13 protein-coding genes are annotated in these 18,640 nt (G+C 61.6%); 6 read left to right on the top strand and 7 right to left on the bottom strand.

Going from position 1 to position 18,640, the window contains the following annotated elements:
• Positions 1-2: 2 nt before the first annotated feature.
• Genes glgB through EFD56_RS02015 form a run of 3 tightly spaced genes read right to left on the bottom strand, consistent with a single transcriptional unit; the run spans position 3 to position 8,719 of the window.
• Positions 3-2,213, bottom strand: a complete 2,211-nt coding sequence (gene glgB / locus EFD56_RS02025; RefSeq protein WP_126904496.1) for a 1,4-alpha-glucan branching protein GlgB — start codon at positions 2,211-2,213, stop codon at positions 3-5.
• Positions 2,210-5,491, bottom strand: a complete 3,282-nt coding sequence (treS, locus tag EFD56_RS02020) for a maltose alpha-D-glucosyltransferase (RefSeq protein ID WP_064829575.1) — start codon at positions 5,489-5,491, stop codon at positions 2,210-2,212. Before treS ends, glgB begins: the two co-directional genes overlap by 4 nt.
• Positions 5,492-8,719 carry an alpha-1,4-glucan--maltose-1-phosphate maltosyltransferase gene (locus tag EFD56_RS02015; protein ID WP_126904495.1) on the bottom strand — a complete coding sequence of 1,076 codons (3,228 nt, stop codon included), beginning with the start codon at positions 8,717-8,719 and terminating at the stop codon, positions 5,492-5,494.
• A gap of 273 nt (positions 8,720-8,992) precedes the next feature.
• Here EFD56_RS02015 and EFD56_RS02010 point away from each other — a divergent pair, with 273 nt between their 5' ends.
• From EFD56_RS02010 to EFD56_RS01990, 5 genes are all read left to right on the top strand, one after another.
• A complete protein-coding gene (locus EFD56_RS02010) occupies positions 8,993-9,349 on the top strand; it encodes a hypothetical protein (RefSeq protein WP_010009145.1) in 357 nt (118 codons plus the stop codon).
• 70 nt (positions 9,350-9,419) lie between these two features.
• Positions 9,420-9,674, top strand: coding sequence for a hypothetical protein (locus EFD56_RS02005; protein ID WP_004676077.1), 255 nt, complete (start codon positions 9,420-9,422; stop codon positions 9,672-9,674).
• 120 nt (positions 9,675-9,794) lie between these two features.
• On the top strand, positions 9,795-10,112 hold the full coding sequence (locus EFD56_RS02000) for a hypothetical protein (RefSeq protein ID WP_245440545.1): 318 nt from the start codon (positions 9,795-9,797) through the stop codon (positions 10,110-10,112).
• 27 nt (positions 10,113-10,139) lie between these two features.
• A complete protein-coding gene (locus EFD56_RS01995; RefSeq protein WP_010009139.1) occupies positions 10,140-11,021 on the top strand; it encodes an MBL fold metallo-hydrolase in 882 nt (293 codons plus the stop codon).
• A gap of 17 nt (positions 11,022-11,038) precedes the next feature.
• Positions 11,039-11,812 (top strand): phosphotransferase enzyme family protein, encoded by a 774-nt coding sequence (locus EFD56_RS01990; protein WP_164736813.1) that lies wholly within the window; start codon positions 11,039-11,041, stop codon positions 11,810-11,812.
• Positions 11,813-11,815: 3 nt separating this feature from the next.
• Here EFD56_RS01990 and EFD56_RS01985 read toward each other — a convergent pair whose 3' ends face one another.
• Entirely contained in the window at positions 11,816-12,859 is a 1,044-nt protein-coding gene (locus tag EFD56_RS01985) for a magnesium and cobalt transport protein CorA (protein ID WP_012489980.1), read from the bottom strand.
• A 134-nt stretch (positions 12,860-12,993) separates the two neighbouring features.
• Entirely contained in the window at positions 12,994-13,704 is a 711-nt protein-coding gene (locus EFD56_RS01980) for a DUF4272 domain-containing protein (protein WP_126904493.1), read from the bottom strand.
• A gap of 200 nt (positions 13,705-13,904) precedes the next feature.
• Here EFD56_RS01980 and EFD56_RS01975 point away from each other — a divergent pair, with 200 nt between their 5' ends.
• A complete protein-coding gene (locus tag EFD56_RS01975) occupies positions 13,905-15,788 on the top strand; it encodes a methyl-accepting chemotaxis protein (RefSeq protein WP_012489982.1) in 1,884 nt (627 codons plus the stop codon).
• 64 nt (positions 15,789-15,852) lie between these two features.
• On the opposite strand, the gene EFD56_RS01970 is transcribed toward EFD56_RS01975, so the two are convergent.
• Both EFD56_RS01970 and EFD56_RS01965 read right to left on the bottom strand, forming a co-directional pair.
• Positions 15,853-17,304: an NCS1 family nucleobase:cation symporter-1 gene (locus tag EFD56_RS01970; protein ID WP_085744673.1), complete on the bottom strand. Its 1,452-nt coding sequence runs from the start codon at positions 17,302-17,304 to the stop codon at positions 15,853-15,855.
• Positions 17,305-17,462: 158 nt separating this feature from the next.
• On the bottom strand, positions 17,463-18,617 hold the full coding sequence (locus EFD56_RS01965; RefSeq protein ID WP_004677432.1) for an alpha/beta hydrolase: 1,155 nt from the start codon (positions 18,615-18,617) through the stop codon (positions 17,463-17,465).
• Positions 18,618-18,640 lie beyond the last annotated feature (23 nt).

Here is an 18,640-nt window from a genome sequence, read left to right as displayed (position 1 = left end):
TATCACGGCGACGGCCCCTTGAGAAAAACCGTCGCCAGCGGCGGCAGTGTCAGCGACAAGGAGAACGGCCTGCCGTGGGCCGGCACGGATTCACTCGAAACCGCGCCGTTGACGAGGCCGGAGCCGCCATATTCCCGCGCATCTGTCGTGACCCGCTCGATCCACACGCCGTCCTGCGGCACACCGATCCTGTAGCCGTAACGCGGCACCGGCGTGAAATTCGACAGGATAAGGACGGATGAAGAGCGGTCACTGGCAAAACGGAGCATGCCCAGAACGGAATTGACGGCGTCATCGGCGGTCGCCCATTCGAAGCCCTCGGGGTGAAAATCGCCGAACTGCAATGCCGGCTCGTCGCCGTAAAACGCGTTCAGATCCCTCACCAGGCGCTGAATGCCGACATGCGCAGGCCGGTCCAGTACGTCCCAGCTCACCGATGCATCGTGGTTCCATTCGCCCGGCTGGGCGACTTCGCTTCCCATGAACAACAGCTTCTTGCCGGGATGGCCCCACATGAAGGCGAGATAGCTGCGCAGATTGGCGAATTTCTGCCATTCGTCTCCCGGCATTTTCGCCAGCAGCGAGCCTTTTCCGTAAACCACCTCGTCATGGGAAATCGGCAGGATGAAACGCTCGGAATAGGCATAGATCATGCCGAAGGTCATCGTGCCGTGGTGATAGCTCCGGTAGACGGGATCCTTCTCGATATAACTCAGGCTGTCGTGCATCCAGCCCATGTTCCATTTGATATCGAAGCCGAGCCCACCCTCTTCCGGCGGCTTTGTCACACCCGGCCAGGCCGTCGATTCCTCGGCGATGGTTATGGCATGCGGGCAACGCTCGTGAACGATACTGTTGAGGTGCTTGAAGAATTCCACCGCCTCCAGATTCTCGCGCCCGCCATACCGGTTGGGGATCCATTCGCCCTCGTTGCGGCTATAGTCGCGATAGAGCATCGAGGCGACGGCATCGACGCGCAAGCCGTCGACATGGTAGCGCTCGAGCCATTCGAGCGCGCTGGCGATCAGGAAACCTTTCACCTCGCTGCGGCCGAGATTGTAGATCAGCGTGTTCCAGTCACGGTGAAAACCCTCCCGGGGATCCTCGTGCTCGTAGAGCGCGCTGCCGTCGAAGCGGGCAAGACCCCAGACATCCGTGGGAAAATGGGCCGGCACCCAATCGAGGATGACACCTATGCCGGCGCCATGACACCGGTCGACGAAATAGGCGAAATCCTCGGGCGTTCCGTATCGGCCTGTCGGGGCAAACATCCCGAGCGGCTGGTAGCCCCAGGAGCCGCCGAACGGATGCTCCATGATCGGCAGCAATTCGATATGGGTAAATCCCATGTCCCGGACATAGGGAACCAGCCGCTGGCTGAGTTCGGCCCAATCGAGATAGCTATTGCCGTCCTGCCGGTCGCGAAGCCAGGAGCCGGCGTGCACCTCGTAGACCGAGATCGCACCGTCGAGCCGCGCTTGCCGGTCGCGGCCTTTCATCCAACCGTCATCGGTCCAGCGAAACGGCGTCGACGAGGCGACGATCGAGGCGGTGGACGGGGCGGCTTCGCTGGCGCGCGCCACTGGATCGGCCTTTTGCGGCAGGCAGTTGCCATGTGCGTCGACGATCTCGAATTTATATCGTTCGCCTGGCGCCAACCGGGGAACGAACAGCTCCCAGACGCCCGCCGATTGCCTCAGCCGCATCGGATTGCGCCGCCCGTCCCAGGCGTTGAAATCGCCGACCACCGAGACGCGGCAGGCATTCGGCGCCCAGACGGCGAAACGAACGCCTGCGATACCGTCGATCGACATCGCCACTGCGCCGAGCGTCCGGCTCAGGCTGTAATGGGTGCCTTCGGATATCAGGTGGAGGTCGAGTTCTCCGAGCAGAAGACCGAAGCTATAGGGATCCTCGGTGACCTGCTCGCCATCGGGCCATTGGATCCTCAGCCTATAGCTCATTCTTGAAGCCGTCGCGGCGGCAAACAGGCCGGAAGGATGAGCGATGCTGAAAGGCGTCACCACCCTGCCGCTGTCCGCATCGATGAGATCGACCGCGTCGGCGCCCGGCAGGTAGACGCGCACTACCGTCATGCCGCCGGCCTCGTGCGGACCAAGGATGGAGAAGGGATCGCCATGGCGTCCCTCGATCAGAGCCCAGAGCGCATCGTGTCCGATGCCTGAAAGAAGTTCCGAGCGTTCAACATTCATGCATTGACCCCCGCTAAGCGCGATACGATTTCGGTAAGGCCGGCGAGCGGGATCGGCAGCCACTTCGGCCTGTTGCGGGCTTCATAGGCGATTTCGTAGGCGGCCTTTTCGAGAAGAAAGGCGTCGAGAACCCGCCTGCGTTGTTCCGCCGGCATGGCAAGCGGCTTCGACGCGGAGACTGCCTGCCAGTAGGCATCGAGGAAGGCCGCCTCGGCACTGCGCCCGAACCGGGCGATAGCATCGCGGCGTACCTCGTTCTCATGTTCGGTGACCGCGTCATTCTCGAGCTGGGCGGTGGCGACGAGATAGCTCAGAGACCGCAGCAGCCCGGCGACATCGCGCAGCGGAACCGTTTTGGCGCGTCGCTCTGCGAGATTTTTCGCGGGCTCGCCTTCGAAGTCGATGATGACGGCATCGCCCTCGCTGACCAGAATCTGGCCGAGATGGAAATCGCCATGCGTGCGCGTCATCAGCGTGCCGCGGGCGCTTTCCGCCAGCCGCCCAGCCAGCTCGACGAGTTCGGCACGGCGCCCTACAAGCGAAGCGGCGAGCAGATCGATCGCGGGATCGGCATCCTCCTCGCGTTCGGCAAGCTTCGACATGGCAAAGGCGACCTCGCCCGCCACGGCCCTCTTGATCGCCTCCACCTCATCGTCGCCGGCGACGACAGAGCTGAAGGCCGCATCCGCGGTTTCCCCGGCGAGCACGACATGCAATTCGCCCAGTCGCATGCCAACCATCGCGACGAAGCTGATCAGCGACCGGAAGACGTCGTCGCCAGGTTCGACCGCCGGATCGGCCAGCACCAGTTCGTCGGCAGCGCGGCGCAGATTGTTGAGCATCCAGTTCCAGGCGTCGCCCTGATTGCGGATCGCGCCCTGGACGATGATCAAGGTCGAGCGGCGCCCGCCGGAATCGGTGTGCGCGACTTCGCCGAGCAGCGGCGCCGTGTGGTCGTAGCCGGCCCGGGTCAGAAACCGCGTCATCTCCACCTCGGGGTGGATGCCGGGGAAAATGTGCCGGATCAGCTTGATCATGGCGACCTCGCCGACGATCAGCGAACTGTTGGATTGCTCGGCCGACAGCCAGTGGACTGGCATGTCGTCGGTGATCTGTAGCCGGTCGAGCCGTTCGGTGCCGAGAAATTCCAGCGTGCCGGTGCGCCCGGTGATGCGCGAGCGGTCGGCGAGCCCGCGCAGGATGCCGCGCGCCATCGGCTCGACGGCGAAACCATCCGTCAGGAAACCGACCCGCCTGCCCTGTCGAACCCGCCCGAGCGCCAGCTGCTGGGTTAGCGCCGACGGCTGGGCATCGTCCCAGGCGACCGTCAGCGGCAACTGGTAGGATTCGGTATGGTCAGGCAGCACCACCTCCAATTCGCCGAGAACGACACCGTCGACAAAGGGGATCGGCGTGGCCGAGATTAGCCTCGCCGCCTGCAGCGGCTGGTCCTTCGCCCCGAACCATCGCCGCCGGGAGAGATAGGCGGGCAGGATTTCGTTACTGAGGACGCGCATATGCGCGGGCTCGTCGACGAGATCGAGCAGGCCGCGGCGGATGACCATCGTCACCAGGTCGGGCAGTTGTTCGGGCGGCGCCGTGCGCCATGCCGGCGGATCCGCATCGGCCTGCAGCTGGAACCAGAAGAAACCATAGGGCGGCAATGTCAGGAGATAGGTGAGCTGCCCGATCGGCGGAAAGGGCGACATGCCGGTCAGCTCTATCGGCACGCGGCCCTCGAAGGCCGACAGGTCCAGCTCAACCGCCTGGGGCAGGCGCGAGAGATTGGCGACGCACATCAGCGTCTCGCCTTCATATTCCCGGAGATAAGCGAGGATCTTGCGGTTTTCGGGCGAGAGAAATCGAAGCGAGCCGCGTCCGAAAGCCGGGTGGCGGCCACGCAACGCCAGCATCTTGCGCGTCCAGTTGAGCAGCGAATGCGCATCGGTGCTCTGCGCTTCGACGTTGACGGCCTCGAAGCCGTAAAGCGGATCGGCAATCAGCGGCAGCACGAGGCGGGCCGGGTCGGTGCGGGAGAAGCCACCATTGCGGTCCGGCGACCACTGCATCGGTGTGCGCACCCCGTCCCGGTCGCCGAGATAGATATTGTCGCCCATGCCGATCTCGTCGCCATAATAGATGACGGGCGTTCCCGGCATGGAGAGAAGAAGCGCGTTCATCAGCTCGATGCGGCGGCGATCGCGCTCCATCAGCGGCGCCAGGCGCCGCCTGATGCCGAGGTTGATGCGAGCCCGCTTATCGGACGCATAGGTTTCCCAGAGATAGTCGCGCTCCGCATCCGTCACCATTTCCAGTGTCAGCTCGTCGTGATTGCGAAGGAATATCGCCCACTGGCAATTCTCCGGAATCTCGGGCGTCTGGCGCAGAATATCGGTGATCGGAAACCGATCCTCCTTGGCGATCGCCATATACATGCGCGGCATCAGCGGGAAGTGGAAGGCCATGTGGCATTCGTCGCCGTCGCCGAAATATTCGCGCGTGTCCTCCGGCCACTGATTGGCCTCGGCGAGCAGCATCACGCCGGGATGGGTCGCGTCGAGGGCGGCGCGGATGCGCTTGAGGATCCCATGGGTTTCCGGCAGGTTTTCGTTGATCGTCCCCTCGCGCTCGACGAGATAGGGGATCGCGTCGAGACGGAAACCGTCGATGCCGGTTTCCAGCCAGAAGCGCATCACCTTCAGCAGTTCCTCCATGACGAGCGGGCTGTCGAAATTCAGGTCCGGCTGGTGGGAATAGAAGCGGTGCCAGTAATAGGCGCCGGCCACCGCGTCCCATGTCCAGTTGGATTTTTCCGTATCGAGGAAGATGATGCGCGTTTCCGGGAACTTCTGATCGGTATCCGACCAGACATAGAAGTCCCGCTCGGGTGATCCCGGAGGCGCCTGTCGGGCGCGCTGGAACCAGGGATGCTGGTCGGAAGTGTGGTTGATGACGAGTTCGATGATTACGCGGATATTGCGCTGGTGGGCGGCATCGACGAAGGCGCGGAAATCCTCCATCGTTCCGTAATCCGGACTGACATTGCCGTAGTCGGCGATGTCATAGCCGTCGTCGCGGCGTGGTGAGGGAAAGAATGGCAGCAGCCAGATGGCGTTGACGCCGAGGGCCGCGATATGATCGAGCTTGGCATGCAGGCCGGCGAAATCGCCGACGCCGTCGCCATTGGCGTCGTAGAACGACTTGATATGCAGCTGGTAGATGATCGCATCCTTGTACCAGAGCAGTGGCTCGGCGTTACCGGGGTTCATCGTATCCATTCATGCCTCCGCGGCGCGAACGCGCCAGATTGCAAAGGGCAGAATGTGAGGATTGAGAGCGACGGTCTGCCTTTTGCCAGTCCATTTGAAACGATGCCCGCCAACCAGATCCTCGGCGTCGAGCGCGCCGCCATCCCCGAGCGACCACTTCCAGAGCGGCAGCTCGACGTCGCTCTGCTGAAAATTATGGGGGTCGAGGCTGATCGCGATCAGCAGGACGTTGTCGCGGGCTTTGCTCGCCTTCTCGAAGAAGAGGATGTTGTCATTCCAGGCGGGGAGCAGCGTCAGCCCGAGATGCGAATGCAGCGCAATGTTTTCGTTCCGGATGCGGTTGAGCATCCTGATTTCGGCAATGATGTTGCCCGGCCGGTCGTAGTCCCAGACGCGAATCTCGTATTTCTCGCTGTCGGCATATTCCTTGCGCTTGGCGTCGGGCCGTCCCTCGCAAAGTTCGAAACCGTTATAGACACCCCATAATCCTGAAAGGGTGGCCGCAAGTGCGGCGCGGATGAGAAATGCCGGGCGCGGCGCGTTCTGCAGAAAATCCGGATTGATGTCGTGAGTGTTGACGAAGAAATGCGGGCGGAAGAATTCCTTCGGCGCCGTCTCGGTGAGCTCCCGCATATATTCCTCGAGCTCCCACTTGGCATTGCGCCAGGTGAAATAGGTATAGGACTGGGAGAAGCCGATCTTCGCCAGCCGGTACATGACCTTCGGCTTGGTGAAGGCTTCCGAGAGAAAGACGACGTCGGGATGGCGCGCCCTGATATCGCCGATCAGCCATTCCCAGAAGGGGAAGGGCTTGGTGTGCGGATTGTCGACGCGAAACAGCTTGACGCCCTGGTCGACCCAGAGCTGGACGATGTCCCTCAGCTCCACCCATAGGGAAGGCAAGGCATCCTTCGTGTAGAAATCGACATTGACGATATCCTCGTATTTCTTCGGTGGATTCTCGGCATATTTGATCGTGCCGTCGGGACGCCAGTCGAACCAGCCGGGATGCTCCCTGAGCCAGGGATGATCCGGCGACGCTTGGATGGCGAGATCCAGCGCAATCTCCAGCCCATGCCGGCCCGCCTCCTCGACCAGCCGGCCGAAATCCTCGAAATCGCCGAGCTCGGGATGGATGGCGTCATGTCCGCCATCTTCCGAGCCGATGGCATAGGGGCTTCCGGGATCGCCGGGTGCAGCCTTAAGGCTGTTGTTGCGGCCCTTGCGGTTGGTCGAGCCGATCGGATGAATGGGCGGGAAGTAGAGCACGTCGAAGCCCATGCCGCGAATATCGGCCAGCCTCGGGATGACGTCGTCGAAGGTGCCGTGCCGGTTGGGATCGCCGCTCTGCGAACGCGGAAAGATCTGGTACCAGCTGGCGAAGGCTGCTTCCTTGCGTTCGGCATCGACGGCGCTTGCCGTTGAGCGAAGCCGGAACGGCCGCCTGTCGGCCTTGTTCATCAGTTCGGATGTCTCGGGATCGAGCAAGATCGCCGTGCGCTCGGGATCGGAAGCCTTTTCGAGACTGTCGATCAGAGCCTGCAAGCCGGCGCCGAGCGCTGCCGGCGCTTCGGCCTTCGCGGCGCGGACGAGGTTCAGCCCCTCCTGGAGCTCCAGCTTCAGGTCGAGCCTCGCATCGTTCTTCTTGGTCAGCTCGTAGCGGAAGATCGCGAACGGATTTTTCCACGCCTCGACCGCGAATTCGTAGCGCCCAATGCGCTCAAGCAGGAATTCAGCCCGCCAGCGGTCGTTTCCGACCAGCTGCATCGGCGTCTCGTTCCACTCCGCCATGGCGTCATGCGGCCGCCAGAGCAGGGCGGCTGCGAGCGGGTCGTGACCATCGGCGAATATATCCGCCTCGACGGTGACGGTCTCGCCGACCACGCGTTTGACAGGAAAGCGTCCGTCATCAACCCGCGGCACGATGTTTTCGATGGCAAGCCGCGCCGATGCCGTCGCCTGCTCAATGTCAAGAGCGGGTCTTGAGGTGATCGGCTCCGGCACCTGGCCTTCAATCACCCGGATCTCCCCTGCCCGCAGACGCAGGGCCGCGCCATCGGCGGTGACGGGAAGAAAGCCGGCGGCGGCCTCGCGAAGCGCTGTCACCGGCGCAGGCGCGCTTCGCCTGAGATCCCGGTTGAGCAGGATGAAGCGCACATCGGACGCGCTGCGAAGATCCTCCGCCTCGGATTGAACAAGGACCGAAACCGGCCCATTGGCATTGCGGATCAGGCGAAGCGACGGAGCCCGCATCTGGCCGGCCTTGCCGATTTCGCTGTTGGCGAGCCTGATCTCGGATGAGATATCGAAGGCGAGATCATGGCGCAGCCTGCGCAAGCCCGAGCCGTCGCCATGCGTTGGATCAAGCGGTGTCGCCGCACCATATTCGAAGCCCATGGGAACCATCAGGCCGCCGCCAAGCGAGGCGGCAAGGCGCAGCGCTCGGACGGCGCGCCGCTCGAGGATTTCACGGCTCTCCGTCCCATGCGCGATACGCCTGGCAAACGGCGGCTCGGGAAAGGCAATCTGCCAGCCGAACGGCTCCTGGATATGATGCTCCTCGACGAACCATCTCTCGTCGAGATCCCACCAGGCCATCGATGAAAAACAGCCTGCGAAACCCGCATCGGCGATGGCGCTTCTCACCGCGAAATCGGTGCCGGGCGTCCAGGCGAAGAACTGCACCTCAGCCTTCTCGCGCACTCCGGCAATCAGCGTTTTGAAAAGCGCCGGTGTTGCCCGATCAATCCCGAGCACCCGATAACCGGCTAGGCCGGCATCGGACAGCCGCTGCAGCCGTTCGACCCATTCTACCGAGAGCTGCGATTGCCGCTCCGCTTCCAGCATGCTCATCGGCTCCGCCGGGTCGAGCGGCGAGCGCCGGGGATCGACGGGTCGAAAGCCCGCTTGCCGATCTTGCCTTTTTCCGTCGAGCATCAGGTCCATCATCAAGCCGACGCCGCTCTTGCCAGCGGCTTCCGCCAGACGCGCCACTCCATCCTCTACCGTGCTTCCGAGCTGCAGTTGAGGATCGAGACGGTCGACGTCCTGGGAGGTGAAGACGCTGCGTTCCCCGCCCCGGTCGAACAGAGGCGCTGTCAGCACATGGTCGAAGCCGGTATCCGCCGCGTGGTCGAAAACCTCGCGCCATGCATCGATGCCCTGGAGAAGCAGCGGATTGACATAATAGATCCTGGGTGGGGTGCTCACCGCACCCTGCTTCGCAGATAATAACATCGGCCGCCGCCTCGAGTTTGCTTTTCAGGCAAACTTCCTTTGGCGGAGGTTGTTCCACGCAACCCGTCAATTCACGGCTGCATCGACATCGCAAACAGCATCGAATTCAAGGCTTGCTCAATCACACTGGCAGGTCACGCGCGCCCGATCGAGCCGGAGCACGGCGATATCCGAGGGCCTTTTGTTTTGCCTGTAGAGATATTGCCGCCATGCGCTAAAAGATGCCCCGACTGTTTCGCATCCAAAACCTATCGGGCGGTTGAGAGCGCATCAATGCTTCGATCAATACTCTTCACTGCCGCCCTGTCGGCTTGCGTAACATGCCTCGCCGCCTGGAGCATCGACACCGATCGCTCGACACCAGACAAGCACGGGCTCTTCGAAATCCGCGAGGAGGCCAGGCGCTTCATCGCGCAGGAGAATGCCAAAGGGCACGAGCAGTGGAGCGTGCTGGAACCCAATGCGAAGGTGCTGGTTCCCCGCTGCGCGGTGCCGCTCCAAGCGCATTGGACGCCGAAAAGCCTCGGCCGCTCGAAACCCAGTGTGGCGGTGATATGCGCAGCCGCCGTGCCGAACGAAGTGATGAGACAGTGGGATGTGCATGTACCGGTGCGGCAGAAACCGGATTGAAGCTCTTCCATCATCATTTACAATTTACGTAATTTGCGTATTTTACACATTATGGATGGAGGAAGGAAGGATGGCCACAGCAGTGAGAGTGCCCGCGACTGTATTCTCTCGCAGCTTCGCACGATATCAGGATGAGGCGATGGCTGGAACGGTCATTGAAGTCACAAGTCATGGGCGTGTCATCGGCGGCTATCTTTCCGCGACCGAGCTTGAACACTATAGGAGCCTGAAGCGCCGAGAGCGTGAGGTTCTCGTTGTCGGAGAGTTGGACGACGAAACTATTTCGGACATCGAAAACGCTAAATATGGCGTCGCGCCGAAGTGAAGTTCCCCGAACCCCCACCTGGCCTGGTGATCAGATACTTTTCTCTGGAAAGCGGATTACGACGAGGAAAAATACGAAGCTTCCAAGGACAGGCCTTGCGCGATCGTTCTTGCAGCGAAGGTGAAGGACACAGCGGCAACTCAAGTTGTTGTCATACCCATTACCCACTCCGAACCCGATCCAGCCGATGCCTCGGCATCGCTCGAAATGCCTGCCGCAGTAGCAAAATCGATTGGCCTTGATGCCGGGCGGCACTGGCTGCGACTGACTCAACTGAACCGCTTTATCTGGCCCGGCTATGACTTGCGCCCACGCCCCGATGATCCCAGTCGCGTCGATTACGGGTTCATTCCCGAGGAATTCTTCAACCAAGTCAAAGCTGCGATCATCGCCGAAAATAGGAGACGGAGCCTCTCTTTCACACCAAGGGACGAGTAATATCGACGCGCTTCAGGAGCCCAAGACATGAATCCAGCGGTGGAGTTGCACTCCCATCCCGAACTCGACGAGCGGATCGTGATCGTCTGCGCCGGAGACGAAGTCGATGCCGTATTTGTCAGGACCGAGAGGTTCAACGTCCTCATCGATACGCTCGGCACGTCCGAGCTTTGCCGGACGGCTCTGGATCTTCTTGAGGAAAGGGCCGGGGCTGGTCCGCTGATCGTCGTCAATTCGCACATGGATTGGGATCATTTCTGGGGCAATGCCGCTGTTGCCGGGCGCGCTCCCATCATCGCGCATGCCACAGCACTCGACCGTCTGCGCGATCCCGCGACTAAGCAGGTCCTGATAAACAAGGTGGGCGAGGATTCGCGGTTTGGCGATGTCGAGATCATCGGTCCCGACATCACCTTCTCCGGCTCAATGACCCTTAACGGCGGCGATCTGACGCTGGAGCTCATTCATACGCCGGGGCATACGCCCGACCATATCGCCGTCTGGATCCCCGAGCTGCGCATCTGCCTCGCCGTCGACGCGGTGGAATATCCGATCCCCGAGGTCTGGAGCAGAAGCGCCGCTGATCTCCAGCTGATCCGTTCCTCGCTCCAGCGGATACGCGATCTCAATGCTAGGCTGGTCATTCCGGCACATGGCAGGACGTCTTCTCCTTCGATCGTGGATGCCAATCTCGCCTATTTCGAAGCCTTGGCCGATAGCGTCGGCGCTTTGGAGGAAGACCGGCTGAGGAACGGACAGCTCGGGAGTTTGAACGGCTTTCGGCTTGAAGACTTCGTCGCCATTCCCGAGGGAATGCCTTTGGACACGCTGGCCTTCTACCGGAACTGCCACGAGACCAATCTTGGCGCCACGGTTCAGGCCCATCTCGAAACGTTGAAATCCGCATGAATGCTCGAGGCGATAATTTGAAACCGTTGGAGGGCGGACGAACCGGGCAGATCTGGCGCGACGGCGAGACCGTCATCAGACCATCCGGCACATGGACGCCGACGGTGCATCGGTTCTTGCACCATCTCAGGAGCCGAGGCTTTGCCGGAGCGCCCAAACCGATCGGCATCACCGACCACAACCAGGAGGTCGTGAGCTACGTCGCCGGGCGCGTTTGCGAAGACCTCGGCGATCGCTTCGTCGGTTCCGAGCGCATGCTGGTTTCGGCCGCAAGGCTTCTCGGCGATTTTCATTCGGCTTCGCAAGGATTTCTGGAGAAAGACGCCGAGGCTCAGACATGGATGCTGGCGCCGCAAGAGCCGCGCGAGATCATATGCCACGGCGATTTTGCGCCTTACAACGTTGCCGCGGCGGATGATGCGGCGGTCGGGATCATCGATTTCGACACCGCCCATCCTGCCCCGCGCCTGTGGGACCTCGCTTATGCGGTCTATCGCTGGGCCCCCTTGTCCGATCCGGCCAATCCCGCCGTGGCGTTCGGTCTCGACGACCAGTTGCGCCGGGCGGACATCTTCTGCACGGCTTATGGGGCAACGGCGGAAGAGCGACTCCAGCTTCCCGAAATGATCTGCCGGCGACTTCGGGCGCTCGTGGATTTCATGCTGGCAAGCGCAGCAGCCGGAGACGGGACATTCGCCGAGGACATCGATAACGGAGACGCCCGGCTTTATCTCGGCGACATCGACTATATCTCCAGCCATCGGGAACGGCTGCTGGAGGCCCTGCGCTGACAATCAGAGCCATTTCCTCCGTCGGAAGAAGCCGAAGAGGCACAGACAGAGGAAAGCGATGACGCCGAGCACGACGAAATAACCATACTGAAATTTCAGTTCCGGCATGTCGCTGAAATTCATCCCGTAAATGCCGGCGATCGCCGTGGGAACGGCGAGGATTGCCGCCCAGGCGGCGAGTTTGCGGGCAATCGCCGTCTGCTCCGTCTGGCCGATCATCACGCTGGCCTCGAAAGCGAAGGCGAGGACCTCGCGCAGCGCGTCGATATCTTCCTGAACCCGGCGAACGTGATCGGTCACATCGCGAAACAGCGACTGCAGCGTCGGATCCATGCCGGGAAGGTCGATGTGCTCGTATCGCCGGCAGACGTCCACCAGCGGCACCACGGCGTTTCGCAGCCGCAAGAGCTTGCGGCGCAGGAGGTAAAGCCGTTCGATGTCGGACTTTCCCAGCTGTTCGCGCAGCACCAGATCCTCGAGCTTCTCGACCTCCTCCTGCACGACCTCGATGACCGGCATGTAGTTGTCGACAATGAAATCGAGGATGGAATAGAGAATATAGTTCTCGCCGTGGGCAAGCGCAGTCGGCGTCGCCTCGCATCGCTGCCGCACCGTCAGGTAGGAAGAGGACTCGCCGTGGCGCACGGAGACGACATAGCCGCGGCCGACGAACAGATGCGTTTCGCCGAAGATGATCTCGCCATCCTTCATATGGGCGGTGCGGGCGACGATGAACATCGCGTCCCCGTAAATCTCCAACTTCGGCCGCTGATGGGGCTGCGCCGCGTCCTCGATCGCCAGTGGATGGAGATTGAACTCGGCCTGCACCTGGTGCAACAGCACTTCATCCGGCTCATGCAGGCCGATCCAGACGATGGCGTTCTCCCGGCTGCGCCATTCGCCGGCTTCTTCTATCCTGATGTCGCGAATGCGCTGCCCCTGCTGGTATACGGCCGCCGCCACCACGCCCCGTCGCTCATGCCGCGGCGACGCAGAGCCGCTGCCGGCCTGCGGCGAAACACTGTCCGGATCCTTCAACTGTTCCAAGTCCTGCCGTCCTCCCTCTCCAGGAATAACCCCGCCGTGGCCGACCTCCTCGCCGATCCGCGACCTAGCGATCATAATGCCATTTCACCAAACATGCATCCGCCTTGGTGGAAGCCGATTGGACGCAGGAAGCATCATGTGTCCGTGGAGATATCGTCCCAGTCCTGATCCAGGTAGCCGATCAGCCAGTTGAGGGCATAGTGGCGTTCGTAAACGACACCCTTGTCCAATCCGGCGGGCGGTTCCTCGCCCTTCAGCCGGGCGTTCACGGCAGCCCAATCATAGCGGTAGATCAGGTCGGCGGCGTCGAGCAGCTCCTTTTGCGGGCGCAGCTTGGCGCGACGCATCAGCCCGTCCGTCCCCAGCTCCCTGAGCGTGTTCGCGATGGACGGTACGTCGCAAATATGATCGGGACGTTCGAGCTCCGGCGCAATCCCGAGCGCCCATAACAGGACGTGAACGCCTTCGTAGCGCCAGGCGAAATTCACCCGGTCCTGCTCCGACGGATTGGGGTCGTCCATGAATGCCCGTTCTTTCGGAGTGAAGAAACGTGCCGCGTCGAACTGCCGGATGAGGGTCTGGCCCATGGCGTGGTCGCCGGTCTCGCCTTTCACGGCAACGATTACAAGCGCGATGGCGCGCTGAGCGACAGCCTTCGTATCGCGGCGGGTGCTGTCGCTCTCCGTCTCGATGGTCGGCAGATGATCGATGGTCGGCACACCTTCCGACTGAAGCTGGGCGATAGACCGCGTTTTGCGGGCTTGCGCCTCATCGGGGGCTTGAGAAACGGCTGACTGCACCGGAAGGATCAATGCTAGAACGACTGAAAATATGCGCTTCATCATGACTGGCTCCTATCAACTCTGACGCCCATCGATAGGCATTTTCCCGTCTGAACGTGATCATGAGCACGCAAGGGGCGGCAGGTTCCCGCAAAACTAGTAAACGGCCTTGTTCCCTCCCGGAACACATCGTTAAATTTTTTTTGCTACAAAGGGATCTCATCACGCCGGTGTGACGGCGGGAGCGTTCGATGGGGACTTTAATGCGTCGTCCAAACATAAAATCGAGTTTGCTGTTGATCTTCGGCGGCATAGCCCTCCTTTTCGGTCTTGTCGCTTATCTCGCCGTCGACGGTCTTCGAAATACCAACGGCTCCACCGAGGAAATCGCGACCCGATGGCTGCCGAGCGTGCGGGCCTCGCAGGCAATCAATCTCAACATGACGAATTTGCGCCTCGCCTACCGCGATCACGTCATCGCGCAGAGCGAGGCGGAGAAGAAGACACGCGAAGAGGCGATTGCCGTTGCCGAGAATGCCATTCGCAAATCGGTGGACGCCTACATTCCGCTTGCCTCGTCCGACCACGAGCGCGAGTTGATCAAGACAATCAAGGAGAGCGTTGAAGGCTACATCGCCAGCAGCTCGCAATTGCTCGCCCTTTCGCGCGCCAACAAGACCGAGGAAGCCGGGCAATACCTTGGCGCAGGGATGCGCACCTACTCGGACAAGCTGAAGGAGGCAACGACGAGCCTCGTCGAACTGGATGTCAGCGGCAGCAACAAGGCGGCCGACCTCAGCAAGGAAACCTTCGCCTCGATCGAATTCTACCTGCTTGCCGCGATCGGATTTGCGGGATTGCTCGTTCTCGGCGCCGTCGCCTTCGTGCTGAAGAGTATCGCCAACCCGATCACCGGCATCACCGTCGCGATGCGGCGCCTGGCCGAAGGGGACACCGGCTCGGAAATTCCCTTTGCCGACCGCGCCGATGAGGTCGGCTCGATGGCTGCGGCAGTAGAGATCTTCCGCCAAGCGGCGATCACGAACAAGCGGCTGGCGCTGGAAGCCGAAGAAAACCGCAACAAAGCGGAGGCCGATCGCGTTGCCGCCCAAAAGCAGGCGGAAGAAGACGCTTCGGAGCGGCTGCGTATTGCGACCTCGGGTCTTGCCGCCGGTTTGAAGCGCCTCGCCGCGGGCGACCTCGCCTTCCAGCTCAATGAGGCCTTCGCACCCGATTTCGAGGTGCTGCGCCACGACTTCAACCAGTCGGTGACGCAACTGAGTGCGACGCTGAAAGCGATTTCCGAGAGCATCGGCACGATCGACGAAGGCACGCGGGAGATCTCCTCCGGCGCGAGCGATCTCTCCAAGCGCACAGAGCAGCAGGCGGCCTCGCTCGAAGAGACAGCCGCCGCGCTGGAACAGATCACTGCCAACGTGTCGAACTCCAGCAAACGGACCGAAGAAACGCGTGCGGTAGCCACGGAGGCAAATCGCAGCGCCGGCATTTCGGCGGAAGTCGTCTCCCACGCGGAGGAGGCGATGGAACGCATCGAGGCCTCGTCGCAGCAGATTTCCAACATCATCAGCGTCATCGACGAGATCGCGTTCCAAACCAACCTTCTGGCGCTGAACGCCGGCGTGGAAGCAGCACGAGCCGGCGAAGCGGGCAAGGGCTTCGCCGTCGTCGCCCAGGAAGTGCGCGAACTCGCACAGCGCTCGGCGAGTGCTGCCAAGGAAATCAAGGGCCTGATCCAGAATTCCTCGAAAGAGGTGGAGAGCGGTGTGAAACTGGTGCGCGATACCGGTCAGGCCTTGAAGACCATCGGCGGCTTCATCACGCAGATCAACCAGCACATGGATTCGATTGCCACGTCTGCGAAAGAACAGTCGATCGGCCTCAGTGAAGTCAATGTCGCGGTCAACCAGATGGACCAGACCACGCAACAGAACGCGACGATGGTGCAGCAGTCGACGGCGGCGTCGGACTCGCTCGCGCAGGAAGCCCAGAAGCTTCGCGAGCTTGTCGCCCAGTTCAGGCTCGACGATGCAGCCTCCGGGCAATCCGCCGCCCTTCGTTCGACGGCGAGAACCATGGCCCAGCCCACCGGCCGCGCAGCGATCCCTGCGGTTGCCGCGCGCCGCTGAACGTAGGTCTGCAGGAATTCTGAAGTAAAAGACGCCCGGCCGTTGCCCGGCGCCTTCTATTTGGTCATGCGGCGAATGCCGGATTGCGCCGCGCGCCCATTCTCAGCACGAAATAGATCGCTCCGCCGATGGCGACGCCGAAGAACCAGCCATAAGTGCCCCACCAATCCGGAAGGATAGAGGTGAAGGTCGGCAGGATCGAGGAGAACAGCGCGCCGACCGCGAATGCGATGAAGGCATTGCCGTGCCAGCCGTTCTGGAAGCGGAACTCGCCATTCTCGCGGTAGAGCGCTTCAACGTTCAGCTGGCTCTTCCGGATGAGATAGTAGTCCACCATCATGATGCCGAAGATCGGCCCCATCGTCGACCCGATGAAGTTGACGAAATGCGCCGCACCCGTCTCCCAGGGAGCGAATGGATAGAGTACGAGGGCGATCAGCGCGGCGATATATCCCCCGCGTTTGAAATTGATCTGGCGCGGGAAGACATTGGCGAAATCGAAGGCCGGCGACACGAAGTTGGCCACGACGTTGATGCCGAGCGTCGCGACCGCAAATGTCAGTGCTGCAAGCAGTGCCAGGAACCAGCTATCGAATTTCGCCGAGATCATTTCCGGATGCAGCAACACCTCGCCATAGACGGTAAAGGCGGCCGTGGTCGTGACACCTGCAACGAGGCAGAAGGCCAGAAGATTGATCGGCAGACCCCAGAGATTGCCTTTCCTGAGCGCTTTTTCACTCGTCGCATAACGAGAGAAATCGCAGAAGTTCAGGTAGAGCGCGGCAAAATAGGTGATCCAGGTGGCGGCCACGGCGGCAAGTGCCGCAATCGAGCCCGGTTCACCCGGCACGCCGGCATCCTTGGTTTTTTCGATCAGCACGTCGCGCGGAATTTCCGCGCCGAATGAGAAAGTGCCTGATTTGATAACCAGATAAACCGCCAGGATCAGCATCATGATCCACACGGCCGGGCCGGCCCAATCCTGGAACTTGCGGACCGTTTCCATACCCCGCTGAATGATCAGCAGCTGCAGCGCCCAGACGATGACGTAGCAGATCAGTTCGAGGGTCGAGTGGCCGAGCATGTGGCTGTTCTGATGGAAGGCGAGCAGGCTCTCATTCCTGATCAGCAAGGCAACGATCGCACCGGATGCCGCGGCCGTCTGCGCCCCGTACCAGAAGCAGGCGACCACCGCGCGGACCAGTGCCGGAACGTTGGCGCCGAAGGTGCCGAAGGAGGCACGGGCCAGCACCGGAAATGGTACGCCGGTGCGCACGCCGGCATTGCCGACCAGACTCATCAGGATGAAGATGACCAGGGAACCGATACCGATGGCGATGACGAAATTGACGAAGCTGCCGCACAGCAGAAACAGGCTCGCCGCCAGATAATAGCCCCACAGGCTGTGGACGTCAGACGTCCAGACGTTGAAAATGCTGAATGCACCCCATTTGCGCTCGGCGGCGGGTGCAAGGTCCTCGTTATACAACGAGGGAGACGGATCTCGAATGCTCATGAATGCCCTCCCATATCCCCTGTGGCGACTCGACCACGGGAGGAAGTCTGCGCTTCATTTAGGCATCTGACAATTTAATAGTCACATTGTACACAATGTTGATGGTCGCATTGTACAGATGGCTCGGGGCCGCGCCGCGGGCATGCTGTAGCCGCCGCCTATTGAGCCGCCGCCACCCGACCGGCCAGTCGAAACGGACTTGCGACCGCCGCGCCGGCGGCATCGAAGACGAAGGCACCGACGTCGCCGGCGCTCGTGCGCCCGCCGCTCTCGAAGGAGGCAAGCTGCGCGCCGAACTTGGCAAGAGATGCATAGCGATCATGCCCCAGCCCGTCGGTTGCTTCGATCGACGTGATGTCGATAACCCGAAGCCTTTCCTTCATGGCGGCCTCCTCGATGACGGGATCATTGATATCGAGACGCCCGACGCGCGGGCGTTCTTCCGCGATGAAGCTCGAAGCCACGAGCGCCCGATCATCCTTCGACACAAGAAGGGAGATCGGCATCGGCATCTGGCCGATATCCGTCAGTTGGGAGCGGAACACGTCGACGTCGATATCGGGGGCGGCGAGAACCACGGCCAGCTTGCCGACGACATCGTCGCGATGCTGCAGCTTGAGCTGCCGCACCGTTTCCATGACCAGGAATCCACCCATGCTATGCCCGAACAGGATGACGCGCTTCACCTTGCCGGAGGCCGAAAGCGAGGTGACGAGGGAATCGAGTTCGCTGCGCGAAGAAAGCGCGGCGTCACGGTCGGCGACATAACCTGCGACGGAGGCAGCGGACGGCCAGGAAAACAGGATCGGAGCGCCCTGTATCTTGGCGTCCGCAGCGATCTGGGCCGTGCGATAAAGCGCCTCCTGGTAACTGTAGTTGTAGCCATGGACGAAGATGCCGATGGTGCCGTCGGGTTGCACGGAGCCCAGCGCCTGCTGCATGAAGGCGTCCTTCGCCAACTGCTTGCGCTCGACGACGGCAAATTGCCGTTCCGGGTCCGGCTTCGCCGTCGGGTAGACGATGGCGGTGTCCTTCCTGCCGGACGGGACCGAAAACGCGTAGTGCTCGTAGGTCATGGTCGCGGCCCATGTGCCGCCAAATCCACCCCGTACGCTATCGGGTGCTCTGTTGGTCGCGGTCAGGACGTTCACCCGCTCCGGAACTGTTTCGGAATGAACAGGCCCACTCAGATGTACGGGCTTCAAGACGTCAGGCGATGGTCTGGTGGCGCAGCCCGCAAGCACTGCCAGCCCGATCGCTGCGATCATGGCCGCGCCGGCCTTTGGCAGCCGTTGAGAGTATCGTTCCCTCATCGATCCGCTCCGTTGGAAACCGA

This window comes from Rhizobium phaseoli, from assembly GCF_003985125.1.
Classification (GTDB): domain Bacteria; phylum Pseudomonadota; class Alphaproteobacteria; order Rhizobiales; family Rhizobiaceae; genus Rhizobium; species Rhizobium phaseoli.
Note: the sequence above shows the minus strand (reverse complement) of the source record. Positions and strands in the feature narration are given on the sequence as shown.

Bases quoted from the DNA above. Each gene is read 5' to 3' on its own strand.
- glgB (WP_126904496.1), bottom strand. From the start codon at position 2,213: ATGAATGTTGAACGCTCGGAACTTCTTTCAGGCATCGGACACGATGCG.
- EFD56_RS01995 (WP_010009139.1), top strand. From the start codon at position 10,140: ATGAATCCAGCGGTGGAGTTGCACTCCCATCCCGAACTCGACGAGCGG.
- EFD56_RS02005 (WP_004676077.1), top strand. From the start codon at position 9,420: ATGGCCACAGCAGTGAGAGTGCCCGCGACTGTATTCTCTCGCAGCTTC.
- EFD56_RS01975 (WP_012489982.1), top strand. From the start codon at position 13,905: ATGCGTCGTCCAAACATAAAATCGAGTTTGCTGTTGATCTTCGGCGGC.
- treS (WP_064829575.1), bottom strand. From the start codon at position 5,491: ATGGATACGATGAACCCCGGTAACGCCGAGCCACTGCTCTGGTACAAG.
- EFD56_RS02015 (WP_126904495.1), bottom strand. From the start codon at position 8,719: ATGTTATTATCTGCGAAGCAGGGTGCGGTGAGCACCCCACCCAGGATC.
- EFD56_RS01980 (WP_126904493.1), bottom strand. From the start codon at position 13,704: ATGATGAAGCGCATATTTTCAGTCGTTCTAGCATTGATCCTTCCGGTG.
- EFD56_RS01970 (WP_085744673.1), bottom strand. From the start codon at position 17,304: ATGAGCATTCGAGATCCGTCTCCCTCGTTGTATAACGAGGACCTTGCA.
- EFD56_RS01965 (WP_004677432.1), bottom strand. From the start codon at position 18,617: ATGAGGGAACGATACTCTCAACGGCTGCCAAAGGCCGGCGCGGCCATG.
- EFD56_RS02010 (WP_010009145.1), top strand. From the start codon at position 8,993: ATGCTTCGATCAATACTCTTCACTGCCGCCCTGTCGGCTTGCGTAACA.